The 26743-nt window shown below is 40.6% G+C and carries 35 protein-coding genes; all 35 read right to left on the minus strand.

Annotated features, from left to right (window positions below):
- Window positions 1-212 precede the first annotated feature (212 nt).
- Complete coding sequence (rpsK, locus tag ACIQXR_RS19215) at window positions 213-602, minus strand: 30S ribosomal protein S11 (protein ID WP_040372575.1); 390 nt, start codon at window positions 600-602, stop codon at window positions 213-215.
- Window positions 603-624: 22 nt separating this feature from the next.
- Window positions 625-990, minus strand: coding sequence for a 30S ribosomal protein S13 (gene rpsM, locus ACIQXR_RS19220; RefSeq protein WP_063235804.1), 366 nt, complete (start codon window positions 988-990; stop codon window positions 625-627).
- A gap of 22 nt (window positions 991-1012) precedes the next feature.
- Complete coding sequence (gene rpmJ, locus ACIQXR_RS19225; RefSeq protein WP_003156543.1) at window positions 1013-1126, minus strand: 50S ribosomal protein L36; 114 nt, start codon at window positions 1124-1126, stop codon at window positions 1013-1015.
- 41 nt (window positions 1127-1167) lie between these two features.
- Window positions 1168-1386, minus strand: a complete 219-nt coding sequence (gene infA / locus ACIQXR_RS19230; RefSeq protein ID WP_028390440.1) for a translation initiation factor IF-1 — start codon at window positions 1384-1386, stop codon at window positions 1168-1170.
- A gap of 564 nt (window positions 1387-1950) precedes the next feature.
- The gene (locus tag ACIQXR_RS19235) at window positions 1951-2604 is read right to left on the minus strand and encodes an adenylate kinase (protein WP_402875676.1); all 654 of its coding nucleotides are present in this window, start codon (window positions 2602-2604) and stop codon (window positions 1951-1953) included.
- Between the two features lie 58 nt (window positions 2605-2662).
- Window positions 2663-3958, minus strand: a complete 1296-nt coding sequence (gene secY, locus ACIQXR_RS19240; protein ID WP_402875677.1) for a preprotein translocase subunit SecY — start codon at window positions 3956-3958, stop codon at window positions 2663-2665.
- Window positions 3958-4398 (minus strand): 50S ribosomal protein L15, encoded by a 441-nt coding sequence (gene rplO / locus ACIQXR_RS19245; protein WP_402875679.1) that lies wholly within the window; start codon window positions 4396-4398, stop codon window positions 3958-3960. The genes secY and rplO overlap by 1 nt, the downstream gene beginning before the upstream one ends.
- Window positions 4399-4430: 32 nt before the next feature.
- Window positions 4431-4613 (minus strand): 50S ribosomal protein L30, encoded by a 183-nt coding sequence (rpmD, locus tag ACIQXR_RS19250; RefSeq protein WP_402875681.1) that lies wholly within the window; start codon window positions 4611-4613, stop codon window positions 4431-4433.
- Window positions 4614-4629: 16 nt separating this feature from the next.
- Window positions 4630-5130, minus strand: a complete 501-nt coding sequence (gene rpsE / locus ACIQXR_RS19255) for a 30S ribosomal protein S5 (protein ID WP_402875683.1) — start codon at window positions 5128-5130, stop codon at window positions 4630-4632.
- Window positions 5131-5153: 23 nt separating this feature from the next.
- The gene (rplR, locus tag ACIQXR_RS19260; RefSeq protein WP_402875684.1) at window positions 5154-5516 is read right to left on the minus strand and encodes a 50S ribosomal protein L18; all 363 of its coding nucleotides are present in this window, start codon (window positions 5514-5516) and stop codon (window positions 5154-5156) included.
- A gap of 32 nt (window positions 5517-5548) precedes the next feature.
- Entirely contained in the window at window positions 5549-6085 is a 537-nt protein-coding gene (gene rplF, locus ACIQXR_RS19265; RefSeq protein WP_402875686.1) for a 50S ribosomal protein L6, read from the minus strand.
- 30 nt (window positions 6086-6115) lie between these two features.
- Window positions 6116-6514 carry a 30S ribosomal protein S8 gene (gene rpsH / locus ACIQXR_RS19270; protein ID WP_285769160.1) on the minus strand — a complete coding sequence of 133 codons (399 nt, stop codon included), beginning with the start codon at window positions 6512-6514 and terminating at the stop codon, window positions 6116-6118.
- A 30-nt stretch (window positions 6515-6544) separates the two neighbouring features.
- Window positions 6545-6730, minus strand: a complete 186-nt coding sequence (locus ACIQXR_RS19275; protein WP_402875689.1) for a type Z 30S ribosomal protein S14 — start codon at window positions 6728-6730, stop codon at window positions 6545-6547.
- A 25-nt stretch (window positions 6731-6755) separates the two neighbouring features.
- On the minus strand, window positions 6756-7295 hold the full coding sequence (rplE, locus tag ACIQXR_RS19280; protein WP_402875691.1) for a 50S ribosomal protein L5: 540 nt from the start codon (window positions 7293-7295) through the stop codon (window positions 6756-6758).
- Between the two features lie 29 nt (window positions 7296-7324).
- Window positions 7325-7636, minus strand: coding sequence for a 50S ribosomal protein L24 (rplX, locus tag ACIQXR_RS19285; protein WP_402875692.1), 312 nt, complete (start codon window positions 7634-7636; stop codon window positions 7325-7327).
- 41 nt (window positions 7637-7677) lie between these two features.
- Window positions 7678-8046 carry a 50S ribosomal protein L14 gene (gene rplN, locus ACIQXR_RS19290; protein ID WP_402875694.1) on the minus strand — a complete coding sequence of 123 codons (369 nt, stop codon included), beginning with the start codon at window positions 8044-8046 and terminating at the stop codon, window positions 7678-7680.
- A 41-nt stretch (window positions 8047-8087) separates the two neighbouring features.
- On the minus strand, window positions 8088-8351 hold the full coding sequence (gene rpsQ / locus ACIQXR_RS19295; RefSeq protein WP_402875696.1) for a 30S ribosomal protein S17: 264 nt from the start codon (window positions 8349-8351) through the stop codon (window positions 8088-8090).
- 18 nt (window positions 8352-8369) lie between these two features.
- Window positions 8370-8573 (minus strand): 50S ribosomal protein L29, encoded by a 204-nt coding sequence (gene rpmC, locus ACIQXR_RS19300; RefSeq protein WP_034305010.1) that lies wholly within the window; start codon window positions 8571-8573, stop codon window positions 8370-8372.
- Window positions 8563-8997: a 50S ribosomal protein L16 gene (rplP, locus tag ACIQXR_RS19305; RefSeq protein WP_402875698.1), complete on the minus strand. Its 435-nt coding sequence runs from the start codon at window positions 8995-8997 to the stop codon at window positions 8563-8565. Before rplP ends, rpmC begins: the two co-directional genes overlap by 11 nt.
- A gap of 1 nt (window position 8998) precedes the next feature.
- Window positions 8999-9655, minus strand: a complete 657-nt coding sequence (rpsC, locus tag ACIQXR_RS19310; protein ID WP_402875700.1) for a 30S ribosomal protein S3 — start codon at window positions 9653-9655, stop codon at window positions 8999-9001.
- Between the two features lie 3 nt (window positions 9656-9658).
- Window positions 9659-10000, minus strand: a complete 342-nt coding sequence (gene rplV, locus ACIQXR_RS19315; RefSeq protein WP_061440384.1) for a 50S ribosomal protein L22 — start codon at window positions 9998-10000, stop codon at window positions 9659-9661.
- 17 nt (window positions 10001-10017) lie between these two features.
- Window positions 10018-10296 (minus strand): 30S ribosomal protein S19, encoded by a 279-nt coding sequence (gene rpsS, locus ACIQXR_RS19320; RefSeq protein WP_034305018.1) that lies wholly within the window; start codon window positions 10294-10296, stop codon window positions 10018-10020.
- 60 nt (window positions 10297-10356) lie between these two features.
- Window positions 10357-11187, minus strand: a complete 831-nt coding sequence (gene rplB, locus ACIQXR_RS19325; RefSeq protein ID WP_402875702.1) for a 50S ribosomal protein L2 — start codon at window positions 11185-11187, stop codon at window positions 10357-10359.
- 26 nt (window positions 11188-11213) lie between these two features.
- Window positions 11214-11498: a 50S ribosomal protein L23 gene (gene rplW, locus ACIQXR_RS19330; RefSeq protein WP_402875704.1), complete on the minus strand. Its 285-nt coding sequence runs from the start codon at window positions 11496-11498 to the stop codon at window positions 11214-11216.
- Window positions 11498-12121, minus strand: a complete 624-nt coding sequence (rplD, locus tag ACIQXR_RS19335) for a 50S ribosomal protein L4 (RefSeq protein ID WP_402875706.1) — start codon at window positions 12119-12121, stop codon at window positions 11498-11500. Before rplD ends, rplW begins: the two co-directional genes overlap by 1 nt.
- Window positions 12122-12146: 25 nt before the next feature.
- Window positions 12147-12776, minus strand: coding sequence for a 50S ribosomal protein L3 (rplC, locus tag ACIQXR_RS19340; protein ID WP_402875708.1), 630 nt, complete (start codon window positions 12774-12776; stop codon window positions 12147-12149).
- Between the two features lie 39 nt (window positions 12777-12815).
- Window positions 12816-13124 (minus strand): 30S ribosomal protein S10, encoded by a 309-nt coding sequence (gene rpsJ, locus ACIQXR_RS19345; protein WP_402875709.1) that lies wholly within the window; start codon window positions 13122-13124, stop codon window positions 12816-12818.
- A 357-nt stretch (window positions 13125-13481) separates the two neighbouring features.
- Window positions 13482-14669 carry an elongation factor Tu gene (gene tuf, locus ACIQXR_RS19350; RefSeq protein ID WP_402875712.1) on the minus strand — a complete coding sequence of 396 codons (1188 nt, stop codon included), beginning with the start codon at window positions 14667-14669 and terminating at the stop codon, window positions 13482-13484.
- A gap of 119 nt (window positions 14670-14788) precedes the next feature.
- Window positions 14789-16867 (minus strand): elongation factor G, encoded by a 2079-nt coding sequence (gene fusA / locus ACIQXR_RS19355; RefSeq protein WP_402875714.1) that lies wholly within the window; start codon window positions 16865-16867, stop codon window positions 14789-14791.
- Between the two features lie 44 nt (window positions 16868-16911).
- Window positions 16912-17382, minus strand: a complete 471-nt coding sequence (gene rpsG / locus ACIQXR_RS19360) for a 30S ribosomal protein S7 (RefSeq protein ID WP_402875716.1) — start codon at window positions 17380-17382, stop codon at window positions 16912-16914.
- Window positions 17383-17403: 21 nt separating this feature from the next.
- Window positions 17404-17826, minus strand: a complete 423-nt coding sequence (gene rpsL / locus ACIQXR_RS19365; protein ID WP_402875717.1) for a 30S ribosomal protein S12 — start codon at window positions 17824-17826, stop codon at window positions 17404-17406.
- A gap of 104 nt (window positions 17827-17930) precedes the next feature.
- Window positions 17931-18179 carry a 50S ribosomal protein L7ae-like protein gene (locus ACIQXR_RS19370; protein WP_402875719.1) on the minus strand — a complete coding sequence of 83 codons (249 nt, stop codon included), beginning with the start codon at window positions 18177-18179 and terminating at the stop codon, window positions 17931-17933.
- Between the two features lie 292 nt (window positions 18180-18471).
- Window positions 18472-22065 (minus strand): DNA-directed RNA polymerase subunit beta', encoded by a 3594-nt coding sequence (rpoC, locus tag ACIQXR_RS19375; protein ID WP_402875721.1) that lies wholly within the window; start codon window positions 22063-22065, stop codon window positions 18472-18474.
- A 180-nt stretch (window positions 22066-22245) separates the two neighbouring features.
- Window positions 22246-25815, minus strand: a complete 3570-nt coding sequence (gene rpoB / locus ACIQXR_RS19380) for a DNA-directed RNA polymerase subunit beta (RefSeq protein WP_402875722.1) — start codon at window positions 25813-25815, stop codon at window positions 22246-22248.
- A gap of 240 nt (window positions 25816-26055) precedes the next feature.
- Window positions 26056-26661, minus strand: a complete 606-nt coding sequence (locus tag ACIQXR_RS19385; RefSeq protein WP_402875762.1) for a class I SAM-dependent methyltransferase — start codon at window positions 26659-26661, stop codon at window positions 26056-26058.
- Window positions 26662-26743: the final 82 nt, after the last annotated feature.

Here is a 26743-nt window from a genome sequence, read left to right on the forward strand (position 1 = left end):
AACCGTTTCGATTTTTGGTTTTTCTATTTCGATCATCAACAAACCCTCCTTCAAAACGTCAAAACCCCGGTAAGTAAGCTTGTCACTTAACCGAAATTCCCCATGTATACGTTCCCGCTGTGCGCAACAACTGAAAAATTAATCTTCTGTAAGAACGCAAACTCAGTATTATATCCCATTATTGACAGGAATACAAAATCTATACAGAAAAATTAAACACGGCGACGTTTTGGCGGACGACATCCGTTATGTGGTACTGGAGTTACATCTTTAATTGCAGTTACTTCTAGTCCAGCAGCTTGAAGTGCACGAATAGCAGCTTCACGTCCTGCACCTGGTCCTTTAACTGTAACTTCAAGAGTTTTCATACCATGTTCAATAGATGTTTTAGCAGCCGTTTCTGCAGCCATTTGTGCAGCGAAAGGAGTAGATTTACGAGATCCACGGAATCCTAATGCTCCAGCACTTGACCAAGAAATAGCATTACCATGTGCATCAGTGATAGTAACGATAGTGTTGTTGAATGTTGAACGAATATGTGCAATACCAGTTTCTATATTCTTTTTCACACGACGTTTACGTGTATTAGTTTTGCGTGCCATGAAAAGTAACCTCCTTTACTAATTATTTTTTCTTGTTAGCTACTGTACGACGAGGTCCTTTACGCGTACGTGCATTGTTTTTTGTGTTTTGTCCACGAACAGGAAGACCACGACGGTGACGTAAACCACGGTATGAACCGATTTCCATTAAACGTTTGATATTAAGGGAAATTTCACGACGTAGATCGCCTTCTACTTTTAACTTGTCAATGATATCACGAATTTTGTTTAATTCGTCTTCCGTTAAATCACGAACGCGAGTTTCTTCAGAGATACCAGCTTCTGCAAGAATTTTAATCGCTGTTTGTTTTCCAATACCATATATATATGTTAATGAGATAACAATTCGTTTGTCACGGGGAATATCTACTCCAGCAATACGTGCCATGCTTGAGTGCACCTCCTTCTATTTAGCCTTGTTTTTGTTTATGTTTAGGGTTTTCGCAAATAACCATAACTTTACCTTTTCTGCGGATAACTTTACACTTTTCGCAGATTGGTTTGACTGATGGTCTGACTTTCATTGCTATCTAACCTCCTTATACAGATCGGAGCGTAACCGGAATTATTTAAACCGGTATGTGATTCTGCCGCGAGTTAGATCATACGGGGAAAGCTCAACCGTAACTTTATCTCCAGGCAAAATGCGAATAAAGTGCATACGAATTTTACCGGATACATGAGCTAAAACAGTATGACCATTTTCTAATTCTACCTTAAACATTGCATTTGGCAAAGTCTCTTGTACTGTGCCTTCTACTTCAATTACATCGTCTTTCGCCATTAAAGTGATTCTCCCTTCTCTATGCGTGAACCTATTACAGGTACACATCTTTCCGTCAACTTTACTCCAGTCCAATTATCCTCAAAAGTCTTACAATTCTGCATCAAGTATTCACCATTTTTGTAGAACCAGGCTTTAACTGAGGACCTTATCAGCTGGACCGAAATGAGGATTTTATGGGTCCTCATGTAAGTCTTGACCGATTCCGTGACCGACATACTCTCAAAAAAAGAGAAGCAATTAGTCTCGACATAGGCTTGAATAGCATGGGAGATGTTTGAAAGGCGCACGCCTGGCATAGCTACTTTCTACCCTCTATATCACGACTCTTTAGGAAATCTACTAGAGTCGTTGCATTTCTTCAACAATTTTGCCGACCGGATATGTCCATGAAGATTACTTAAAACGTAATCGCCCAATTCAGGGAATACCAAGTGCAAGAACCTGATCGATAAATGTGTAAATGCCGTTGCGAAATCCATTATACCCTTTGTATGAAAGGAATGCACCATATTTAAACAGGAAGTTTTAAAATGGCAGGATTTCATAAATTATCAAGAATGATTATTTTTGCAATGGATCAAGTAGCACATCAATGTTTTCAAATACCTTATTAATATCTTGCTGTCCATTAATGTCGACCAAGTACCCTTTTTCTCCGTAGAAATCAAGAAGTGGCTTAGTTTGTTTCAAATTCACATCTAAGCGATTTTGAACCGTTTCTTCATTATCGTCAGCACGTTGATATAAGTCTCCGCCGCAACGGTCACATACATCTTCTTTTGTTGGAGGATTGAAAACAAGGTGATATGTCGAACCGCAAGATTTGCAAATGCGACGACCTGTCAATCTTTCCATTAAGATGCTTTTATCAACATTGATATTAATTACAAAATTAATTTTTCGATCTAAATCAGCAAGAATGTTTTCAAGAGCTTCTGCTTGTGCCACAGTACGTGGGAAACCATCAAGTAGAAATCCTTTTACGCAATCTTCCTTGCTTAAACGCTCACGAACAATGCCGATGGTTACTTCATCAGGAACCAATTCGCCCTTATCCATGAATGATTTAGCCTTTAGACCTAATTCTGTTCCATCTTTGATAGCTGTTCGGAACATATCTCCAGTAGAAATATGAGGGATGTTATATTTTTCTACGATTTTTTCGGCTTGAGTACCTTTACCAGCACCCGGTAGCCCCATTAAAACTAGATTCAATGTTCTTCCCCCTCAAACTCTATAATGGGTAAAGGGAACATATCGTTCCCAGAACTCATTACTTTATAAAGCCTTTATAGTGTCTCTTCACTAGTTGTGCTTCTAGCTGTTTCATCGTATCAAGGGCAACCCCGACTACGATTAGCAAACTAGTTCCGCCAATCTGAGCAGATTGTGGAAGATCAGCAAGCTTTATGAAGAATACCGGTAAAACGGCAATGGCTGCTAAGAATAAAGAGCCAACGAACGTTAAGCGATATAAAACACTAGTTAAATATTCTTGTGTACTCTTACCTGGACGAATCCCTGGCACATAGCCACCTTGCTTTTTCAGATTTTCAGACATTTGCTCAGGATTAACCTGAATGAACGCATAAAAATATGAGAAGGCAATAATAAGAGCAACATATATGATCATGCCAATTGGCTTAGTATAATCAAGGTTTGTTGAAATCCAAGTAGTCACGCTATTCTTCCCGAAGAAAGAGGCGATCGTTGTTGGAGTGATAATAAATGCAGTTGCGAAGATTACCGGGATAACACCCGCAGCATTTACTTTCAATGGTAAATGGGTAGATTGACCACCCATTTGCGTACGACCCACCGCAGCACGTTTGGCATATTGGATTGGAATCTTACGTAATGCTTGCTGAATGAAGATTACAGCAACCACGATTGCTAATACTGCTACTATGATAAGGATAATGGTTACAATTCGTAAGAATAGTTGGTCCCCAGCATTTTCAAACTGTTGTGCATAGATCTGGTTGGCCGTATTAGGCAAACTAGATACAATACCAGCAAAGATAATAATGGAAATCCCATTACCGACACCTTTAGCAGTAATCAACTCTCCTAACCACAAAAGAAAAGCTGTTCCTGCCGTTAAGACAGTCGCAATAAGCAAGTATGTTGCAACCCCAGGAGATTCAATTAACGAGCCACCCGACATATTGTTAAATCCATAAGACATACCCAAAGCTTGGATAAATCCAAGGACAATAGTGAAGTAACGTGTAAATTGAGCCAATTTACGGCGCCCTGCCTCCCCTTGTTTCGACCATTCAGTGAACTTTGGAACAACGTCCATCTGTAATAGCTGTACGATGATTGATGCCGTGATATACGGCATGATCCCCATCGCCAAAATAGAGAAGTTTTGCAGTGCTCCGCCGCCAAAGGTATTTAAAAGACCGATGACGCTCATTTGGTCCTGTTCAGCAAGAAAACCGGCATTCACATGCGGTACAGGAATAAATGTACCGATGCGATAGACGATTAACATGAGAAGGGTAAAAATTATCTTATTTCTTATTTCACCCACGCGCATAAAATTGGAGATCGTGCGAAACATTAGATCACCTCTGTGTTACCGCCAGCAGCTTCGATAGCTTCTTTTGCAGTAGAAGAGAATTTGTGAGCTTTAACAGTAAGCTTTTTCTCAATGTTTCCTTTAGCAAGAATCTTGATTCCTGCTTTTTCTTTACTTACGATACCAGTCTCAAGTAAAAGAGCTGGAGTTACTTCAGTACCGTCTTCGAAAAGATTTAACGTATCAAGATTTACGATAGCATAGTCTTTACGGTTAACGTTGGTAAATCCACGTTTAGGCAAACGTCTGAATAGAGGAGTTTGACCCCCTTCAAATCCAAGGCGTACACCGCCGCCAGAGCGAGCGTTTTGTCCTTTGTGTCCTTTACCTGCTGTTTTACCGTTACCAGATCCAATACCGCGACCTTTACGTTTACGTTCTTTACGAGAACCTTCTGCAGATTTTAACTCATGAAGTTTCATGTTGGCACCTCCTTGTTAAGTTAAAAATTATTTTATTGTTCTTTTACAGTAACAAGATGAGATACTTTGGTAATCATACCACGAATCGCAGGGTTGTCATCTTGAACAACCGTTTGATGCATTTTGTGTAAACCCAAAGTGTTAACTGTAACACGTTGATCTTCAGGACGACCGATCAAGCTGCGAGTGAGGGTAATTTCTAATTTATTAGCCATTATACGATTTCCCTCCTTATCCTAACAGTTCTTGTACTGATTTACCACGTAACTTAGCTACGTCCTCAGCACGTTTTAATTGCTTCAATCCTTCGATTGTTGCACGAACCATATTAATAGGTGTGTTAGTACCTAATGATTTAGACAAGATATCACTAATTCCGCCTAATTCAAGGACCGCACGAACAGGACCACCAGCAATAACTCCTGTACCTTCAGAAGCTGGTTTCAAAAGAATGTGACCAGCGCCAAAGTGACCATTCACAAGGTGAGGAATTGTAGTTCCTACCATTGGTACAGTAATTAGATTTTTCTTAGCATCCTCAATAGCTTTACGGATTGCATCCGGAACTTCTTGAGCTTTACCAGTACCAAATCCAACATGACCGTTTTTATCACCTACAACAACTAGTGCAGTGAAACGGAAACGACGTCCGCCTTTAACAACTTTAGCTACACGGTTTACGGTAACTACGCGTTCTTCAAGTTCTAATTTATTAGGATCAATGCTACGCATCTGTATATGTCCCTCCTTATCCATTAAAATTCTAAGCCGTTTTCACGAGCAGCGTCAGCTAATGCTTTAACACGACCATGGAAGAGGTAACCACCGCGGTCAAATACCACAGCTTTTAAACCTTTTTCAATAGCACGTTTCGCAATAAGTTCGCCAACTTTTTGAGCTGCTTCAGCGTTGCTACCAGCTTCAATGCTAATCTCTTTATCAAGAGTTGAAGCACTTGCTAATGTTACGCCTTTTGCATCGTCAATCAATTGTGCGTAAATGTGTTTGTTTGAACGGAACACATTTAAACGAGGACGAGCTTCCGTTCCAGAAATCTTTGCACGTACACGTGCATGGCGTTTCTGACGAGTAGCATTTTTATCAAGCTTCGTAATCATTTACGTCACTCCTTTCGTTTACTTAAGCAGCATTACTTACCAGTTTTACCTTCTTTACGACGAACGAATTCGCCAACGTAACGGATACCTTTACCTTTATACGGTTCGGGTGGGCGAGTATCACGAATGTTAGCTGCAAGAGCACCTACACGTTCTTTACTAGCACCTTTAACGATTACTTTTGTATTAGAAGGAACTTCGACTTCAACGCCTGCTTCTGGTTCTATTTCTACAGGGTGAGAATATCCTACGTTAAGGATAAGCTTAGTACCTTGCTTTTGAGCACGGTACCCAACCCCAATAAGTTCTAGTGACTTTTCGAATCCTTTTGAAACTCCTTCAATCATGTTAGCGATAAGAGCGCGAGTAGTACCGTGTAAAGAACGGTGAGCTTTCTCGTCAGACGGGCGTGTAACAGTTACCACGTTCTCTTCAACAACGATTGTAAGATCAGGATTAAATGATCTAGTTAATTCACCTTTAGGGCCTTTAACAGTTACTTCACTTCCGTTTACAGTAACTGTTACGCCTGCAGGGATTTCAACAGGTTTTTTACCTATACGAGACATATTGTGCACCTCCATTCTTGTGAAAATGTATTACCAAACGTATGCTAAAACTTCTCCGCCAACTTGTTTAGAGCGAGCTTCCTTGTCTGTTAAAACTCCGTGAGAAGTAGAAACAATTGCGATACCTAAACCGTTTAGAACGCGTGGTACCTCTCCAGTTTTTGCATATACACGCAAACCAGGTTTGCTGATACGTTTAAGACCAGTGATAACACGTTCGTTGTTTGCACCGTATTTTAAGAAGATACGGATGATACCTTGTTTGTTGTCTTCGATTAATTCAAAGTCACGTACGAAGCCCTCACGCTTTAAGATCTCAGCAATTTCCTTTTTGATCTTTGAAGCAGGAACTTCTAGCTTTTCGTGACGAACCATATTCGCATTACGGATGCGAGTAAGCATATCTGCAATAGGATCTGTCATGACCATTTTATTTTACCTCCTTCCCAAACTCGGGTTTTACCAGCTAGCTTTTTTAACGCCAGGAATTTGTCCTTTATGTGCAAGTTCGCGGAAACAAATACGACATAGTTTAAATTTACGTATTACAGAATGTGGACGGCCGCAACGTTCGCAACGTGTATATTCTTGTACTTTAAACTTTTGTTCGCGTTTTTGCTTTACGATCATAGACTTTTTAGCCACGATTTCGCCTCCCTTTATTTAGAGATTACTTTTGGAACGGCATTCCAACTTGAGTAAGTAGTTCACGAGCTTCTTCGTCAGTGTTGGCAGTCGTTACGATAACGATATCCATACCACGAACTTTGCTCACTTTATCGTAATCAATCTCAGGGAAGATAAGTTGTTCTTTAATACCTAATGTATAGTTCCCACGTCCGTCAAAAGATTTCTTTGAAACGCCGCGGAAATCACGTACACGTGGTAAAGATACAGATACTAGCTTATCAAGGAATTGATACATACGTTCTCCACGTAGTGTAACCTTCGCTCCGATAGGCATACCTTCACGCAAACGGAATCCTGCGATTGATTTTTTAGCTTTAGTTATTACTGGTTTTTGACCAGCGATAAGTGTTAATTCTTCAACTGCTGTATCTAAAGCTTTTGAGTTAGATACTGCGTCACCAACACCCATGTTAATAACGATCTTTTCAATAGTTGGTACTTGCATTACTGATTGATAGTTGAATTTACCCATTAATGATGGTGTAATTTCGCTGTTATATTTTTCTTTAAGGCGGCTCATTGCTTCGTGTACCTCCCTTCATTTATGACTTATTTATCTAAAGATTCACCTGATATTTTAGCTACGCGTACTTTCTTGCCGTTTTCAATCTTATATCCAACACGAGTCGGTTTACCTGTTTTCGGATCAAGAGGCATTACATTGGATGCGTGAATAGCAGCTTCTCGGCTGATAATTCCACCTTGTGGATTAACTTGAGATGGCTTAGAGTGCTTTTTCACAATATTAATTCCTTCAACAAGCACACGATTTTGTTTCGGATATGCTTCAAGAATTGTTCCTTGTTTGCCTTTGTCCTTACCAGAGATGACTACGACTTTGTCACCTTTTTTAACATGCATTAGCTTGGCACCTCCTTGAAAGGCTTTACGAAATTTAACTATTATAAAACTTCTGGAGCTAGAGAAACGATCTTCATGAAACTGTTATCACGTAATTCACGAGCAACAGGTCCAAAAATACGAGTTCCACGTGGGCTCTTATCGTCACGGATAATTACACATGCGTTCTCATCGAAACGAATGTAAGAACCGTCAGGACGACGCATACCACGTTTTGTACGAACAACAACAGCCTTAACGACTTCACCTTTTTTAACAACGCCTCCAGGTGTTGCTTGTTTAACGGTACAAACTATAACATCGCCGATATTAGCATATTTACGTCCAGAACCACCTAGTACTTTAATAGCTAGAACTTCACGTGCACCTGAATTGTCAGCGACTTTTAAACGAGATTCTTGTTGAATCATGTACGGTACCTCCCTTCGGAATTAACTTAATCCGAACAAAATTAAATGATTACTGATTTTTCTACTACTTCTAGAAGACGGAAACGTTTTGTAGCTGAAAGTGGACGAGTTTCCATGATACGTACTACATCGCCTGCTTTAGCTTCATTCAGCTCGTCATGAGCTTTTAACTTTTTAGAGTATTTTACGCGTTTACCGTATAAAGAATGCTTTTTATAGGTTTCTACAACGACTGTTACGGTTTTATCCATTTTGTCGGATACTACGCGGCCAGTGTAGACTTTGCGTTGGTTGCGTTCGCTCATTATGCAAACCTCCATTCATTATCGATTAGTGACACCGATCTCTCTTTGACGAACAACTGTTTTCATACGAGCGATCGATTTGCGAACTTCACGGATGCGAGCTGTATTTTCAAGTTGTCCAGTAGCTAACTGGAAACGAAGATTAAATAGTTCTTCTTTAAGAGATTTTAGTTTTTGTTCAATTTCAGCAGTGGTTAGATCTTTGATTTCATTAGCTTTCATTTGTTTCACCACCAATTTCCTCTCTTTTTACAAACTTACATTTGATTGGAAGTTTGTGTGCTGCAAGGCGCAATGCTTCTCTTGCCACCTCTTCAGATACACCAGAGATTTCAAACAATACTTTGCCCGGTTTAACAACTGCTACCCAACCTTCAGGAGCACCTTTACCGGAACCCATCCGTACTTCAAGCGGCTTAGCAGTGTAAGGTTTGCTTGGGAAGATCTTGATCCAAACTTTACCTCCACGCTTCATGTAACGAGTCATCGCTACACGAGCTGCTTCGATTTGACGGTTAGTGATCCAGGAAGCTTCTTGGGCTTGAAGTCCAAATTCTCCGAAATGAACTTCACGTCCGCCTTTAGCCATCCCTCTCATCTTACCGCGATGTTCACGACGGTATTTTACGCGTTTTGGCAATAACATATTATTTTCCTCCTTCCTCAGATTTCTTCTTAGTAGGAAGAACTTCTCCACGGTAGATCCAAACTTTCACGCCTAGCTTCCCGTAAGTAGTATCTGCTTCAGCATGAGCATAATCTATGTCAGCACGAAGTGTGTGAAGTGGAACTGTTCCCTCGCTGTAGTGTTCAGCACGAGCAATATCTGCACCGCCAAGACGACCAGAAACTTGAGTTTTGATTCCTTTAGCGCCTGAACGCATTGTACGTTGAATAGCTTGTTTTTGAGCACGACGGAATGAAACACGATTTTCTAATTGACGAGCGATGTTCTCAGCAACCAATTTCGCATCAAGATCTGCTCTTTTGATTTCGATGATATTGATGTGAACTCTTTTGCCAGTTAATTGGTTTAATGCTTTACGAAGTGCTTCAACTTCAGTGCCGCCCTTACCGATAACCATACCTGGTTTAGCAGTATGAACTGATACATTGATGCGGTTAGCTGCACGTTCGATTTCAACCTTGGATACAGAAGCATCACTTAGACGTTTCGCGATATACTCACGAACTCTAAGGTCTTCATGCAAAAGAACTGCGTAGTCTTTATCAGCGTACCATTTGGATTCCCAATCACGGATGATCCCGATACGCATACCGACTGGATTTACCTTTTGACCCACAGATTACCCCTCCTTCTTTTCTGATACAACGATTGTAATATGACTAGTACGTTTGTTAATTGCACTCGCACGACCTTGAGCGCGAGGACGGAAACGTTTTAATGTTGGTCCTTCGTTAACGTATGCCTCTGAAACGACTAGGTTATTGATATCCATTTCGTAGTTATGTTCTGCATTTGCGATAGCAGATTTCAGAATTTTTTCTACGACTGGAGAAGCAGATTTTGGTGTTAAGCGAAGAATCGCTACTGCTTCACCTACTTGTTTTCCTCGAATTAAGTCTGCGACTAAACGCACTTTACGAGGAGCAATACGAACTGTTCTAGCGACAGCTTTTGCTTGCATGAGATACCCTCCTCTCATTAACGTCTTGTTTTCTTGTCATCACTTGCGTGACCTTTATAAGTGCGTGTAGGCGCGAATTCGCCTAGTTTGTGACCTACCATGTCTTCTGTTACATAAACCGGCACATGCTTACGACCGTCATAAACAGCGATTGTATGTCCGATGAATTGCGGGAAGATTGTTGAGCGACGAGACCAAGTTTTTACTACCTGTTTCTTGTCTGCTTCATTTAATTTTTCAACTTTTACCAATAAATGATCATCAACAAAAGGCCCTTTTTTTAAGCTACGACCCATGCGAGTACCTCCCTTCGTGATCGTTCTACGGTCCGATTAATGAACCGTAGCTCAACCCCGTTATTTTTTACGACGACGAACGATAAATTTATCGGATTTATTTTTCTTCTTACGTGTTTTGAATCCAAGAGTTGGTTTACCCCAAGGAGACATTGGTGATTTACGTCCGATTGGTGCTTTACCTTCACCACCACCGTGTGGGTGATCATTCGGGTTCATTACTGATCCACGTACAGTTGGGCGTTTACCTAACCAACGATTACGACCAGCTTTACCAATGTTGATAAGTTCATGTTGTTCGTTACCAACTTGACCGATTGTAGCACGGCAAGTAGCAAGAATCATACGAACCTCACCAGAATTTAAACGTACAAGAACATAACGACCTTCTTTACCAAGTACTTGTGCAGATGTACCTGCAGAACGGACTAATTGTCCACCTTTTCCTGGTTTTAATTCGATGTTATGAATTACTGTACCAACTGGGATGTTAATTAGAGGAAGTGCGTTACCCACTTTAATATCGGCTTCTGGGCCAGACATAACTTCCAAACCTACTTCTAGGTTTTTAGGAGCTAGGATATAACGTTTTTCTCCATCAACGTAATTAATTAATGCAATGTTTGCAGAACGATTTGGATCGTACTCAATAGTAGCAACGCGTCCTGGTATACCATCTTTATTCCGTTTGAAATCGATGATACGGTATTGACGCTTGTGGCCGCCACCTTGATGACGAACTGTTAACTTACCTTGGTTATTACGGCCGCCTTTATTGTGTAAAGGAGCAAGTAATGATTTTTCGGGTTTGTCTGTAGTAATCTCAGCAAAATCCGAAGTTGTCATATTACGTCGACCGTTAGAGGTAGGTTTATACTTCTTAATCGCCATTTGTATTTCCCTCCTTCTCTAATGAATTAAGCTTCGAATAGCTCGATTTCTTTGCTGTCAGCAGTTAATTTAACAATAGCTTTACGGCGCTTGTTAGTATAGCCTGCATGTTTGCCCATGCGTTTGAATTTACCTTTGTAGTTCATGATATTTACCTTTTCAACTTTTACGCCGAAAACTTCTTGAACCGCATCTTTAACTTGAGTTTTGTTAGCTCTAACATCAACTTCAAAAGTATACTTCTTTTCAGCCATAGCGTCTGAAGAAGCTTCTGTGATTACGGGGCGCTTAATGATATCGCGTGCATCCATTATGCAAGCACCTCCTCTACTTTTTCGACAGCTGATTTAGTCAAGATCAATTTGTTGTGTGAAACAACATCAAGAACATTAAGACCAACAGCTTCAACCACAGTAACACCTGGGATGTTACGTGCAGAAAGAGCAACCTTCTCATCTAAACCGTCAGTAACGATCAACGTTTTAGTATCTACAGAAAGATTTTTTAGTACAGCTACAAATTCTTTCGTTTTTGGAGCTTCGAAAGTCAAGCTTTCAAGTACTAAGATGTTTTCTTCCAATGCCTTTGCAGACAATGCAGATTTAATAGCTAAGCGACGTACCTTTTTAGGCAACTTGTAAGAGTATGATCTTGGAGTTGGTCCAAAAACGATACCACCGCCACGCCATTGTGGAGAACGGATAGAACCTTGACGCGCACGTCCAGTTCCTTTTTGTTTCCAAGGTTTACGTCCACCGCCTGCAACTTCAGAACGGTTTTTAACTTTATGAGTTCCTTGACGTAAGGAAGCTCGTTGCATGATGATTGCTTCAAATAATACATGATTATTAGGTTCGATACCAAAGATGGATTCGTTTAGCTCGATGTCGCCAACTTGTGAACCTGTTTGGTTGAACAATGTAACTTTTGGCATTCTATTGCTCCTCCTTTCTCAGAAATTACTTTGCTTTAACAGCAGTTTTAACTTTGATCAGCGCTTTTCTAGCACCAGGTACATTACCTTTGACCAATAGTAGATTACGTTCAACATCAACTTTAACGATAGCTAAGTTTTGAACAGTAACTTGTTCCCCACCCATACGTCCTGGTAATAGTTTACCTTTGAATACGCGGTTTGGAGCAACAGGACCCATTGAACCTGGGCGACGGTGGTAACGAGAACCATGAGTCATCGGTCCGCGAGATTGTCCGTGGCGTTTAATAGCACCTTGGAAACCTTTACCTTTTGAAATTCCTATTACATCTACTAAATCGCCTTCAGCGAAAATACTAACATTGACTTCTTGACCGATCTCGTATGAAGCAAGATCCGTTCCGCGGAATTCGCGAATGAAGCGCTTAGGAGTAGTATTTGCTTTTTCAACGTGTCCCTTTTCAGGTTTGTTAGAAAGCTTTTCACGTTTGTTTTCAAAACCAACTTGAATTGCTTCATAACCGTCAGTTTCAACAGTTTTCTTTTGAAGTACTACATTGTTAGCAGCTTCGATTACTGTTACCGGGATAAGTTCGCCATTTTCAGCAAAAACTTGAGTCATACCGATTTTTCTTCCTAAGATTCCTTTGGTCATAAGTCACACCTCCTAGAGTAATTGTTCTTATTATATAAATTATAATTTAATTTCGATGTCAACGCCTGACGGTAAATCTAAACGCATCAATGAATCAACTGTTTGCGGAGTTGGATTAACGATATCGATTAGACGTTTATGCGTACGCATTTCGAATTGTTCGCGAGAGTCTTTGTATTTATGAACCGCACGAAGGACCGTATAGATAGATCTTTCAGTTGGCAATGGAATTGGACCAGCAACAGTCGCACCAGAACGTTTTGCAGTTTCAACAATTTTCTCAGCAGATTGATCAAGGATTCTGTGATCATATGCTTTCAAACGAATACGAATTTTTTGTTTTGCCATAATTTTCCCTCCTTTTCGCCTATTTTATAAAATAGACCTTCTCAATGGAAATTTCCCACACACTCGCCATGGCAAAGCGGCCGGGTGTGTCAGCAACCTTCCATATCATCGCAGTCAAAGACCAACATTGTCTATTATACATAACACACAAGTTAAATGCAAGTTAAACTTAAATCTTTCTTGTGCAACACACTTTTATTATTATACATACAATCTTTAGGATTTACAAGTAGATTCTATATCTCTATTTCTAACCAGTTTCTTCTATTATAATCCTAAAGGCAAAAAAAAGAAGCAGACGGCGTCCCATCTGCTTCTTCCGGAAGGCGTCCCTTCCAATATTCGATTTAGAATCGATTATTCTTGGATTGTAGCAACTACACCAGCGCCTACAGTACGTCCACCCTCACGGATAGAGAATTTAGTACCTTCTTCGATAGCGATAGGAGCGATAAGTTCTACTGACATTTCAATGTTATCTCCAGGCATAACCATTTCTACGCCTTCAGGAAGGTTACAAATACCAGTTACGTCAGTTGTACGGAAGTAGAACTGCGGACGGTAGTTTGTGAAGAATGGAGTATGACGTCCACCTTCTTCTTTAGAAAGAACATATACTTCAGCTTTGAATTTGCTGTGTGGAGTGATTGTATTTGGCTTAGCAAGTACTTGTCCACGTTGGATATCTTCACGAGCAACACCACGAAGTAGAGCTCCGATGTTGTCACCAGCTTCAGCATAATCAAGAAGTTTACGGAACATTTCAACACCAGTTACAGTTGTTGGTTTTGCTTCGTCGTTGAAACCGATGATGTCTACAACGTCACCGACTTTAACTTGTCCACGTTCAACACGTCCTGTAGCAACTGTTCCACGACCAGTGATTGAGAATACATCCTCAACTGGCATCATGAATGGTTTGTCAGTGTCACGAGTTGGTTCTGGAATGTACTCGTCAACAGCAGCCATTAATTCATGAATTTTTTCTTCCCAAGCAGCATCTCCTTCAAGAGCTTTAAGAGCAGAACCTTTGATAACTGGAACGTCATCGCCAGGGAAATCGTATTCAGAAAGAAGATCACGAATTTCCATTTCTACTAATTCAAGAAGTTCTTCGTCATCAACCATGTCGCATTTGTTCATGAATACAACTAGGAAAGGAACACCAACTTGTTTAGAAAGAAGGATGTGCTCACGAGTTTGAGGCATTGGGCCATCAGCAGCAGAAACTACTAAGATACCACCATCCATTTGTGCAGCACCAGTGATCATGTTTTTAACATAGTCAGCATGTCCTGGGCAGTCAACGTGTGCATAGTGACGAGTAGCTGTTTCGTACTCAACGTGTGCAGTAGAGATTGTGATACCACGTTCTCTTTCTTCTGGCGCACCATCAATTTGGTCATACGCGCGTGCTTCTGCTCCACCAGCTTTAGCAAGTACAGTAGTGATTGCAGCAGTTAGAGTTGTTTTACCATGGTCAACGTGTCCAATTGTTCCAACGTTAACATGCGGTTTTGAACGATCATATTTAGCTTTTCCCATTAGGAATTCCTCCTTAAAAATATAAAAATAGTTTAAGTATATAAGGGCTGTGAAAGAAGATAAATTCTTCCAACACAGCTTACATAAGTAGTTATACTTTAATAAGAGATGAAAATCAATTATTCACCTTTATTTTTTTTGATGATTTCTTCAGAAATGCTCTTAGGTACTTCTTCATAGTGATCGAAGTGCATAGAGAATGTTCCGCGTCCTTGAGTGTTTGAACGTAATGAAGTTGCATAACCGAACATTTCGGATAGTGGAACCATCGCTTTAACCATTTGAGTGTTTCCGCGAGCTTCCAAACCTTCTACGCGTCCACGACGAGATGTAATATCTCCCATGATATCGCCTAGGTAATCTTCAGGGATTACAACTTCCACTTTCATGATAGGTTCAAGGATAACCGGCTTACATTTTGAAGCAGCATTTTTAAGCGCCATTGATGCAGCGATTTTAAATGCCATTTCATTGGAGTCAACGTCATGGTAAGATCCGTCGAATAATTTTGCTTTAATATCAACTAATGGGTAACCAGCAAGTACTCCACGGTCAAGTGAATCAACTAATCCAGCTTGTACTGCAGGAATATACTCACGAGGTACTACACCACCGACGATAGCATTTTCAAATTCGAATCCTTTACCTTCTTCGTTTGGTCCAAATTCAATCCAAACGTGTCCGAATTGTCCACGTCCACCAGATTGACGAACGAATTTACCTTCAACTTTAGCTGAACCACGGAAAGTTTCACGGTAAGCAACTTGAGGAGCACCTACGTTAGCTTCCACTCTGAATTCACGACGCATACGGTCAACAAGGATGTCCAAGTGAAGTTCGCCCATACCAGCGATAATTGTTTGACCAGTTTCTTGGTCAGTATGCGCACGGAATGTTGGATCTTCGTCTTGAAGCTTTTGTAAAGCTTGAGACATTTTGTCTTGGTCTGCTTTCGATTTTGGTTCAACAGAAAGTGAGATAACTGGTTCTGGGAATACCATTGATTCAAGGATAACTTGATCCTTATCATCACATAGTGTATCACCAGTAGTCGTATCTTTCAAACCAACAGCTGCAGCGATATCCCCAGCATATACTGTAGAAATCTCTTCACGGCTGTTTGCATGCATTTGAAGGATACGTCCAATACGTTCACGTTTACCTTTTGTTGAGTTGATTACATATGATCCAGATTCTAATGTACCAGAGTACACACGGAAGAATGTAAGCTTACCAACATAAGGGTCTGTCATAACTTTAAACGCTAAAGCAGAGAACGGTTCAGAATCATCTGAGTGACGTTCTACTTCTTCTTCAGTATCCGGAAGAGTACCTTTGATTGCAGGTACGTCTAATGGAGATGGAAGGAAGTCAATAACGTTATCAAGCATTAATTGAACACCTTTATTTTTGAACGCTGAACCACAGATAACTGGGAAGAATTCAACATTAACGGTTGCAGTACGGATAGCAGCTTTTAATTCAGCAATGCTGATTTCTTCGCCACCAAGGTATTTTTCCATTAAGTCTTCATTAACTTCAGCCACCGCTTCGATTAATTTCTCACGGTACTCTTCAGCTAATTCAAGGTGTTCTGCAGGAATTTCACCAACAGTGATATCAGTTCCTAAATCATTTGAGTAGAAATGAGCTTTCATTTCAATTAAGTCAATGATAGCGGAAAAATTATCTTCAGCACCAATTGGTAATTGGACCGGGTGAGCGTTTGCTTGCAAACGATCGTGGATAGTTCCTACTGAATAAAGGAAATCCGCACCGATTTTGTCCATTTTGTTAACGAATACGACACGTGGTACACCGTATGTTGTAGCTTGGCGCCAAACTGTTTCAGTTTGAGGCTCAACACCTGATTGGGCATCAAGTACAGCTACAGCTCCATCAAGTACACGTAGAGAACGTTCAACTTCAACTGTGAAGTCTACGTGTCCCGGTGTATCAATGATGTTTACGCGGTGACCTTTCCACTGTGCAGTTGTTGCAGCGGATGTGATCGTGATTCCACGTTCTTGTTCTTGCTCCATCCAGTCCATTTGTGAAGCACCTTCGTGTGTTTCACCAATTTTGTGGATTTTACCAGTATAGTAAAGAACGCGTTCTGTTGTAGTCGTTTTACCAGCATCAATATGTGCCATGATACCGATATTACGAGTATTTGCTAAGGAGAACTCTCTTGCCATTTGTCTTTCTCCTTCCTATTATAAGGATTTTATTGTTATTGATCTTACCAGCGATAGTGAGCAAATGCTTTGTTAGCTTCTGCCATTTTGTGCGTATCTTCACGTTTCTTAACAGCTGCTCCAGTGTTGTTTGCAGCATCCATGATTTCGAAAGCTAAACGCTCTTCCATCGTTTTTTCTCCACGAAGGCGAGAGTAGTTTACTAACCAACGAAGACCTAGAGTTGATTTACGGTCTGGACGTACCTCAACTGGTACTTGGTAGTTAGCTCCACCCACACGGCGTGCTTTTACTTCTAATACAGGCATGATGTTTTTAAGTGCTTGATCAAACACTTCGATTGGCTCATTGCCAGTACGTTCTTTAATTAACTCAAATGCAGAGTAAAGTATTTTTTGTGATTTTCCTCTTTGTCCATCAACCATTAATTTGTTGATTAAGCGAGTCACAAGTTTAGATTTATAAATTGGATCTGGTAATACATCTCTTTTTGTTACGGGTCCTTTACGAGGCATTATATTTCCTCCTTTCTCGGATTATTTTTTTGCTGCTTTCGGACGCTTAGTACCGTATTTAGAACGGCTTTGCATACGATTGTTAACTCCTGCTGTATCAAGAGCACCACGTACGATATGGTAACGTACCCCTGGTAAATCCTTTACACGTCCACCGCGGATTAGTACCACGCTGTGTTCTTGTAAGTTGTGACCGATACCTGGGATATAAGCTGTTACCTCGATACCGTTAGTTAAACGTACACGCGCATATTTACGTAAAGCGGAGTTTGGTTTTTTCGGTGTCATAGTTCCCACACGAGTACAAACACCACGTTTTTGCGGAGATGATACGTTAGTTTGTGCTTTCTTAAAGCTGTTGTAGCCTTTGTTAAGTGCTGGAGAGTTAGATTTAACCTCTTTAGACTCGCGTCCTTTACGCACTAATTGATTAATAGTAGGCATTACATTTTTCCTCCCTTCGCAATTTCATGTCTAGTACCACACATCCAGGTGGTTCATAAATGGGTAAAAACAAAGTCCTTGCAAATAGTATTGCAAAAACATTTTTACTTTTTAATGGCAACAGTTGCTGCTCCGACATCAATACCACATGCTTTTCCAAGCATTTTCATCGAATCAACATATGTGATAGGAACATCCACTAGTTTAGCGGTCTCAACAACACGCCCAGTCAAGTATATATCTGCATCATCAGCGATGATAACTTCTTGAATTAAATTGTTCTTCAAAGCTCTAACTGTTTGTTTCGTTCCTATAACCACTGACTTTGCCTGTATTACTTTTTCATAAGACATGGTCCATATCCTCCAAAGTTACAGGGTAACATAGGAGCACCTTTGCTATAGTATCATTTTTAGTCAGATGCTGTCAACTTGTTTCAAAAAATTATTTAAGCAAAAGGTTTTCCAGTTAAATCATTCTATAGGTTTTTAAGTCTACCAAATTGGTTCTATCATAACTAATTTTTAACTGATTACTCTTTATTAATAAAAAGAAACCAGCTCATTTAATCCGAACCTCAATCCCCCATTATCGTTAGGGGGATCAAGTTCTTCAGTATTTATATGAGCTGGGTCTAATTATCCTTTAGTCAACCGATACTGTCTCAGGATTCTCTACGACAACAGGGTTAGCTTTTCTGTAGCGAGGCATACCTGTTCCAGCTGGAACAAGTTTACCGATGATAACATTTTCTTTCAGTCCAAGCAATTCGTCGCGTTTTCCTTTAATTGCTGCATCAGTCAATACTCTAGTTGTTTCTTGGAATGATGCTGCAGACAAGAAGGAATCCGTTTCAAGTGATGCTTTTGTAATTCCTAGTAATACAGGACGACCTGTAGCAGGTAGCTTGCTGGTTAGCAATGCGTTTGTGTTTGCCACGGTGAACTGGTTAACATCCAATAGCGTACCTGGAAGAACTTCAGTTTCCCCTGCATCAAGAACACGAACTTTACGCATCATTTGTCTAACCATAACCTCGATATGTTTATCGCCGATTTCTACCCCTTGCATCCGGTATACTTTCTGTACTTCATGAAGTAAGTATTCCTGAACAGTAAGAACATCCGTAACTTTCAACAATTCTTTAGGATCGATAGAACCCTCTGTTAATTCCTCGCCTCGACGAACGAAAGTATCAACAGACACTCTTAAACGCGCTGTGTATGGCGCTGTATAAGTACGTGATTCAACCGCACCTTGGACCACGATTTCTTGTTGTTTATCGCGGATTTCATTGATTGAAACGATAGTTCCCTCAATTTCAGAAATAACTGCTTGACCTTTAGGGTTCCTCGCTTCAAATATTTCTTGGATACGAGGTAAACCTTGAGTAATATCGTCTCCGGCAACCCCACCTGTATGGAATGTACGCATTGTTAACTGAGTACCAGGTTCACCGATTGATTGGGCAGCAATGATACCAACTGCTTCTCCCACTTCAACTTCCTGACCGGTAGCCAAGTTACGTCCGTAACATTTCTTACATACACCATGACTGGTGTTACATGTAAAGGCAGAGCGAATCCATGCAGTTTCAATACCTAGAGATGCAATATAAGCTGCTAGATCCTCAGTGATAAGGTCATTTTCAGCCACAATTACTTCATCTGTTTCTGGATGTCTAATGGCTTTTCTTGCATATCGGCCAATTAAACGTTCTTCAAGATGCTCGATTATTTCTGTTCCCTCTCTCAAGGCAGAAATTTTCAAGCCGCGGTCTGTTCCACAGTCATCATCACGGATGATAACATCTTGGGCTACGTCTACTAGACGACGTGTAAGGTAACCAGAATCGGCAGTTTTAAGGGCTGTATCGGCAAGACCTTTACGAGCACCATGTGTAGAGATAAAGTACTCTAACACTGTTAAACCTTCACGGAAACTTGATTTGATCGGTAATTCGATGATACGTCCAGCCGGGTTGGCCATCAGTCCACGCATACCCGCAAGCTGCGTGAAGTTGGAAGCATTACCACGGGCACCGGAGTCACTCATCATGAAGATCGGATTGCGTCGGTCAAGAGATTTCATCAGTTTAGACTGAATAGTATCTTTTGCTGCGCTCCAGATCGAAATGACGCGATCATAACGCTCATCTTCGGTAATTAGACCACGTCTAAATTGTTTTAGGACGTTATCCACTTTTGTTTGAGCTTCCGTAATGATTTCTTGTTTTTCTTTTAATACAACAATATCAGCTACACCAACAGTGATACCTGCTTTTGTCGAATATTTGAATCCAAGATTTTTCATCCGGTCAAGCATTTTAGATGTTTCGGTGATTTTGAAACGTTTAAACACTTCCGCAATGATATTACCAAGAATTTTCTTCTTGAATGGATCAATAGCTGGTTGTGCTTTAATCAATTCAGGGATATTAGCGCCTTTTTCCACGAAATATTTCTCTGGAGTTTTAGTTTCCAAGTTATAACGTGTAGGTTCGTTAATATATGGGAATGATTTTGGCAAAATTTCATTAAAGACCAATTTACCAACGGTAGTGATTAGAAGCTGGCTGTTTTGTTCTTCCGTGAACGTTTCATTATTCAGTGATGATGCATGCACTGCGCAACGAGAATGTAAGTGAACATAACCATTTTGGTATGCAAGCAACGCTTCACTAGTATCTTTAAAGATCATACCTTCACCGATAGCGCCTTCTCTTTCTAATGTTAGGTAGTAGTTACCTAATACCATATCTTGAGAAGGAGTAACGACTGGTTTTCCATCTTTAGGATTCAAGATGTTCTGGGCAGCAAGCATTAGCATACGTGCTTCAGCTTGAGCTTCAGAAGATAAAGGAACGTGGACGGCCATTTGGTCACCATCAAAGTCAGCGTTATATGCTGTACATACTAACGGATGCAAACGAATTGCACGGCCTTCAACCAATGTTGGCTCAAACGCTTGAATACCAAGTCTATGAAGAGTTGGTGCACGGTTAAGTAATACTGGATGCTCCCTAATGACTTCTTCAAGTACATCCCAAATCTCAGGAGATAGTCGTTCAATTTTTCGTTTTGCAGATTTGATGTTATGAGCTAACCCTCTTTGAACAAGTTCCTTCATAACGAATGGTTTGAATAATTCAATCGCCATCTCTTTCGGCAGACCACATTGGTACATTTTCAGGTTAGGACCAACTACGATTACAGAACGACCAGAGTAATCGACACGTTTACCAAGAAGGTTCTGACGGAAACGACCTTGTTTACCTTTTAACATGTGTGATAAAGATTTCAATGGGCGGTTACCCGGGCCAGTTACTGGGCGACCACGACGTCCATTATCGATTAAAGCGTCAACGGCTTCTTGAAGCATACGCTTTTCATTTTGGACGATAATGCTTGGAGCGCCAAGATCAAGCAATCTTTTCAAACGATTGTTACGGTTAATAACACGACGATATAGATCATTTAAGTCAGATGTCGCAAAACGACCGCCATCTAATTGAACCATTGGACGAAGTTCTGGTGGTATAACTGGAAGCACATCAAGAATCATCCATGAAGGCTCGTTACCAGAATTACGGAAGGCTTCTAATACTTCCAAGCGTTTGATTGCACGAGTTCTACGTTGTCCTTGAGCTGTCTTAAGCTCTTCTTTCAACGTTTCTACTTCTTTTTCCGTATCAATGTCTTGTAAAAGTTTTTTAATAGCTTCCGCACCCATTGCAGCTTGGAACTTCTTACCGTATTTTTCACGGTATGTACGATATTCTTTTTCAGAAAGAAGTTGTTTCTTTTCTAAAGTTGTATCGCCAGTTTCAGTTACCACATAAGATGCGAAGTAAATAACTTCTTCTAATGCCCGTGGAGACATATCCAGGACAAGACCCATACGACTCGGAATTCCTTTGAAATACCAAATATGTGAAACTGGTGCTGCCAGCTCAATATGACCCATTCGTTCACGACGGACTTTAGCACGCGTGACTTCAACCCCACAACGGTCACAAACTACGCCTTTATAACGAACACGTTTATATTTACCACAGTGACATTCCCAGTCCTTTTGAGGTCCGAAAATTCTCTCACAGAATAAACCGTCTTTTTCTGGTTTTAACGTACGATAGTTGATTGTTTCTGGTTTTTTAACTTCCCCATGAGACCAAGAACGAATCTTGTCTGGTGAAGCAAGACCAATTTTCATATACTCAAAATTATTAACATCTAACAAGGGGCCTACCTCCCTTTTAATCTCCAGGTTTTACCCTGATTGCCTTCATTCATTCGGGCAATCTAAACCGGATGATGGGTGATTGAATCAATAAGACTCCGACAAGGCAGCAGGATCTTTAAAGAAAAACCTTGCTGCCAGTCAGAGCTGATAATATATAGATTTATTTATTTAAATTATTTACTCTTTTGATGGTGCTCCTGCTTCAGTAGCAACCATATCTTTTGTTTCTGCATCTAGGCTTAATTTGTCTGACTGATTAGGGTCTTCTTCATCTTCTAAATCACGCATTTCAATTTCGCGGTCTTCAGCATTCATGATTTTAACATCTAATCCTAAGCTTTGAAGTTCCTTAATCAATACTTTGAATGACTCAGGGACACCAGGCTCAGGGACATTTTCGCCTTTGACAATCGCTTCGTATGTTTTCACACGGCCCACGACATCATCTGATTTAACGGTAAGGATTTCTTGTAATGTATAAGCAGCTCCATATGCTTCAAGTGCCCATACTTCCATCTCACCAAAACGTTGTCCACCGAATTGCGCTTTACCACCAAGTGGTTGTTGCGTAACAAGGGAGTAAGGTCCAGTTGAACGAGCATGAAGTTTATCATCAACCATATGTGCAAGTTTAATCATGTACATGACACCAACAGACACACGGTTATCGAATGCTTCACCTGAACGGCCATCGTAAAGTACCGTTTTTGCATCACGTGACATGCCAGCTTCTTCGATCGTACTCCAAACGTCTTCCTCAGTAGCTCCATCAAATACCGGTGATGCTACGTGAATGCCTAGTGCACGGGCTGCCATACCTAAGTGAAGCTCAAGTACCTGACCGATATTCATACGGGAAGGTACACCCAGTGGGTTTAACATGATGTCAACCGGTGTTCCATCAGGCATGTAAGGCATATCTTCTTCAGGAAGGATCCTTGAGATTACACCTTTGTTACCATGACGTCCGGCCATTTTATCGCCTTCATGTATTTTACGTTTTTGAACGATATATACACGTGCAAGTTGATTTACACCAGGTGGTAGCTCGTCGCCATCTTCTCTGTTAAACACCTTAACATCGAGGACGATTCCGCCGCCGCCGTGGGGAACACGCAATGATGTATCCCGTACTTCGCGCGCTTTTTCACCAAAGATTGCATGTAAGAGACGTTCTTCCGCCGTTAGTTCCGTTACCCCTTTAGGAGTTACTTTACCTACTAGAAGGTCACCGTCTTTTACTTCAGCACCGACACGGATTATTCCACGCTCATCAAGGTTGCGAAGCGCATCTTCTCCGACGTTCGGAATATCACGAGTGATTTCTTCAGGTCCCAATTTCGTATCGCGAGACTCAGATTCATATTCTTCAATATGGATGGAAGTGTACACATCATCTTTAACTAGACGTTCACTCATGATGATGGCATCTTCATAGTTGTATCCATCCCAAGTCATGAAGGCAACTAATACATTTCGTCCAAGTGCTAATTCACCTTTTTCCATTGAAGGACCATCGGCAAGAATTTCACCTTTGACAACATTGTCACCAACACTAACGATAGGACGTTGGTTATAACACGTTCCTTGGTTAGAACGAATGAATTTTAATAAACGGTATTTATCAAGGTTTCCTTTTACTTGTTGACCGTCAACCTCACTTACCCGGCGTACCCATACTTCACGTGATTCCACGTGTTCGACGATACCAGGGTGTTTACAGATGACAGCTGCCCCAGAGTCTTTCGCTGAAACATATTCCATACCTGTTCCAACTCTTGGTGCCTCTGGTTGTAATAAAGGTACTGCTTGACGTTGCATGTTCGCTCCCATTAGGGCACGGTTGGAGTCATCATTTTCCAAGAAAGGAATACATGCTGTCGCTGCAGATACGACTTGTTTAGGCGATACGTCCATATAATCTACGCGGTCACGCGGAACAACGGTATTTTCACCGCGAAAACGTGCAACAACCATATCATCAAGGAATGTTCCATCATCGGATAGACGAACATTCGCTTGGGCAACTACGTAGTTATCTTCTTCATCAGCCGTTAAGTAATCTATTTTGCTCGTAATTTTCCCTGTCTCATGGTCAACACGTCGGTATGGTGTTTCAATGAATCCATAAGGGTTAACCTTTGCAAAACTTGATAGGGAGTTAATCAATCCAATATTCGGTCCCTCAGGCGTTTCAATCGGACACATACGGCCATAGTGGGAGTAATGAACGTCACGTACTTCGAAACCAGCACGCTCACGAGTCAAACCACCAGGTCCCAATGCAGATAGACGACGTTTATGCGTCAATTCGGCCAATGGGTTCGTTTGGTCCATGAATTGTGAAAGCTGTGAGCTACCAAAGAATTCTTTAATGGATGCTATAACAGGACGAATGTTAATCAATTGCTGTGGAGTGATCGTATTCGTGTCTTGAATAGACATTCTTTCACGCACGACACGCTCCATACGAGATAAACCAATTCTGAATTGGTTTTGCAGCAATTCACCAACGGAACGCAGACGACGATTTCCTAGATGGTCAATATCATCTGTAATTCCCACGCCATGAAGCAAGTTAAAGAAATAGCTAATAGAAGAGATGATATCAGCTGGAGTAATGTTTTTAACCTGATCGGTTACATACGCATTACCAATGATATTGATCACTTTTTCGCCTTCAGCGTCATTTGGAGCAAAGACTTTGATTGGTTGAAGAAGGGTTTCTTCTTCTACTACGCCACCAGACGGGTGGAACGTTTTAAAACCGATTCCTGCTTCAAGATGAGGCAGAATTTTATCAAGTGTCCTTCTATCAAGCAAAGTACCCTTTTCGACAATGATTTCCCCTGTTTCAGGATCGATTAAAGTCTCGGCGATCTTTTGTCCGAATAGACGATTCTTGATATGCAGTTTTTTGTTGATTTTATAGCGTCCTACGTTAGCTAGATCATAACGTTTTGGATCGAAAAAGCGGGATACTAGTAGACTTTTCGCGTTATCGACTGTAGGTGGTTCACCCGGGCGAAGACGTTCATAGATTTCTAGCAATGCTTTTTCTACACTCTCCGTGTTGTCTTTTTCAAGAGTGTTGCGAAGATACTCATTATCACCGATTAAATCAATGATCTCTTGATCAGTTCCAAAGCCCAATGCACGCATCAATACCGTGATAGGTAATTTCCTAGTGCGGTCGATTCGAACATAAACTACATCCTTGGCATCTGTCTCATATTCAAGCCATGCACCACGGTTAGGAATAACGGTCGCAGAGAAACCTAGCTTACCGTTCTTATCCATTTTCCCATTATAGTAAACACTCGGTGAGCGCACTAATTGGGATACGATTACACGTTCAGCACCATTGATGACAAACGTGCCCGTTTCAGTCATAAGTGGGAAGTCACCCATGAATACATCTTGGTCTTTTACTTCCCCTGTTTCTTTGTTAACAAGACGCACTTTCACACGAAGCGGTGCAGAATACGTAACATCGCGTTCTTTTGTTTCTTCAACAGAATACTTCGGTTCAGCAAGGCTGTAATCGATGAATTCTAATGACAAATTACCTGTAAAATCCTCAATAGGAGAAATGTCCTGGAACATTTCTTTTAAACCTACATCTAAAAACCATTGATAAGAAGCCGTTTGAATTTCAATCAGATTCGGAAGATCCAAAACCTCACTGATTCTTGCATAACTTCTACGTTGGCGGTGTCGTCCATACTGAACAAGTTGACCTGTCAACTGATTCACCCCTTAAATCAAGCGTTATAAGGATCTATTTGCCACGGAAAAAAGCAATCTAATCCATAGACAAAAAGAAAATGGTTTTTATTTTAAAAACCACTATTTCTCATAAAACGAACTATTATTTATATATTTTTCCCATATTATCCATCGGTTATACACCAATGGTATAAAAATTGCATAGTAACGGAATTATATATATGCATTTTATAATACTAACATAGCGAAAATTTAGAGTCAAACTTTTTTGGATAATAGTATGTAGTAGCCTTTTTTCTTTACAGCCACTTCGACATTACCAAATAACAGCTCTAGTTTATCCATGGCGGAAGGAGCGCCTTGCTTTTTTTGAATGACAACCCATAGTTCTCCACCAGTCACCAAACTTCGATAACTTTCTTCTAGAATTTCGTGGACTACACTTTTACCTGCGCGAATGGGAGGGTTCGTAAGAATTGCAGCGAATTGTTTAGATCCTACCTTTTCAAAACGGTCGCTTTCGTACACTTTAACATTAGCGATTCCGTTTGTAGCGGCATTTTCCTTCGATAATTCAACTGCCCGGCTATTTATATCTATCATTTCTACCGTTCTTTCGGGATAAGCCGCAGCAATTGATATTCCAATGGGGCCATAACCGCAACCAACATCAAGAATATTCCCTTTTACAGCTTTATTAAGATTGAAGGATTCTATCAAAAGACGAGAACCAAAATCAACTTCTTTTTTTGAAAAAACACCATTATCACTTTTAAAGTGGAATGTGCGTCCTTTTAATACAAAATCCCAAAATTTAGGATTGCTTTCGACATCCGGTTTTTGTGAGTAGTAATGCTCTGTCAGAGTCATCTCCCCCTATCAGAAAGGAATATTGAAGATTTAACGAGAGAAGAGATATGAAGAATGGATACTTACCTGTCATAAA

Source organism: Peribacillus sp. NPDC097224 (assembly GCF_044761985.1).
Lineage (GTDB): Bacteria > Bacillota > Bacilli > Bacillales > DSM-1321 > Peribacillus.

Bases quoted from the DNA above. Each gene is read 5' to 3' on its own strand.
- rpsK (WP_040372575.1), bottom strand. From the start codon at position 602: ATGGCACGCAAAACTAATACACGTAAACGTCGTGTGAAAAAGAATATA.
- rpsM (WP_063235804.1), bottom strand. From the start codon at position 990: ATGGCACGTATTGCTGGAGTAGATATTCCCCGTGACAAACGAATTGTT.
- rpmJ (WP_003156543.1), bottom strand. From the start codon at position 1,126: ATGAAAGTCAGACCATCAGTCAAACCAATCTGCGAAAAGTGTAAAGTT.
- infA (WP_028390440.1), bottom strand. From the start codon at position 1,386: ATGGCGAAAGACGATGTAATTGAAGTAGAAGGCACAGTACAAGAGACT.
- secY (WP_402875677.1), bottom strand. From the start codon at position 3,958: ATGTTTCGCACGATCTCCAATTTTATGCGCGTGGGTGAAATAAGAAAT.
- rplO (WP_402875679.1), bottom strand. From the start codon at position 4,398: ATGAAACTTCATGAGTTAAAATCTGCAGAAGGTTCTCGTAAAGAACGT.
- rpmD (WP_402875681.1), bottom strand. From the start codon at position 4,613: ATGGCTAATAAATTAGAAATTACCCTCACTCGCAGCTTGATCGGTCGT.
- rpsE (WP_402875683.1), bottom strand. From the start codon at position 5,130: ATGCGTAGCATTGATCCTAATAAATTAGAACTTGAAGAACGCGTAGTT.
- rplR (WP_402875684.1), bottom strand. From the start codon at position 5,516: ATGATTACGAAGCTTGATAAAAATGCTACTCGTCAGAAACGCCATGCA.
- rplF (WP_402875686.1), bottom strand. From the start codon at position 6,085: ATGTCTCGTATAGGTAAAAAACCTGTTGAAATCCCTGCAGGCGTAACA.
- rpsH (WP_285769160.1), bottom strand. From the start codon at position 6,514: ATGGTCATGACAGATCCTATTGCAGATATGCTTACTCGCATCCGTAAT.
- rplE (WP_402875691.1), bottom strand. From the start codon at position 7,295: ATGAGCCGCCTTAAAGAAAAATATAACAGCGAAATTACACCATCATTA.
- rplX (WP_402875692.1), bottom strand. From the start codon at position 7,636: ATGCATGTTAAAAAAGGTGACAAAGTCGTAGTCATCTCTGGTAAGGAC.
- rplN (WP_402875694.1), bottom strand. From the start codon at position 8,046: ATGATTCAACAAGAATCTCGTTTAAAAGTCGCTGACAATTCAGGTGCA.
- rpsQ (WP_402875696.1), bottom strand. From the start codon at position 8,351: ATGAGCGAACGCAACCAACGCAAAGTCTACACTGGCCGCGTAGTATCC.
- rpmC (WP_034305010.1), bottom strand. From the start codon at position 8,573: ATGAAAGCTAATGAAATCAAAGATCTAACCACTGCTGAAATTGAACAA.
- rplP (WP_402875698.1), bottom strand. From the start codon at position 8,997: ATGTTATTGCCAAAACGCGTAAAATACCGTCGTGAACATCGCGGTAAG.
- rplV (WP_061440384.1), bottom strand. From the start codon at position 10,000: ATGCAAGCAAAAGCTGTCGCTAGAACAGTTCGTATTGCTCCTCGTAAA.
- rpsS (WP_034305018.1), bottom strand. From the start codon at position 10,296: ATGGGTCGTAGCTTAAAAAAAGGGCCTTTTGTTGATGATCATTTATTG.
- rplB (WP_402875702.1), bottom strand. From the start codon at position 11,187: ATGGCGATTAAGAAGTATAAACCTACCTCTAACGGTCGACGTAATATG.
- rplW (WP_402875704.1), bottom strand. From the start codon at position 11,498: ATGGATGCACGCGATATCATTAAGCGCCCCGTAATCACAGAAGCTTCT.
- rplD (WP_402875706.1), bottom strand. From the start codon at position 12,121: ATGCCAAAAGTTACATTGTTCAACCAAACAGGTTCACAAGTTGGCGAC.
- rplC (WP_402875708.1), bottom strand. From the start codon at position 12,776: ATGACCAAAGGAATCTTAGGAAGAAAAATCGGTATGACTCAAGTTTTT.
- rpsJ (WP_402875709.1), bottom strand. From the start codon at position 13,124: ATGGCAAAACAAAAAATTCGTATTCGTTTGAAAGCATATGATCACAGA.
- tuf (WP_402875712.1), bottom strand. From the start codon at position 14,669: ATGGGAAAAGCTAAATATGATCGTTCAAAACCGCATGTTAACGTTGGA.
- fusA (WP_402875714.1), bottom strand. From the start codon at position 16,867: ATGGCAAGAGAGTTCTCCTTAGCAAATACTCGTAATATCGGTATCATG.
- rpsG (WP_402875716.1), bottom strand. From the start codon at position 17,382: ATGCCTCGTAAAGGACCCGTAACAAAAAGAGATGTATTACCAGATCCA.
- rpsL (WP_402875717.1), bottom strand. From the start codon at position 17,826: ATGCCTACTATTAATCAATTAGTGCGTAAAGGACGCGAGTCTAAAGAG.
- ACIQXR_RS19370 (WP_402875719.1), bottom strand. From the start codon at position 18,179: ATGTCTTATGAAAAAGTAATACAGGCAAAGTCAGTGGTTATAGGAACG.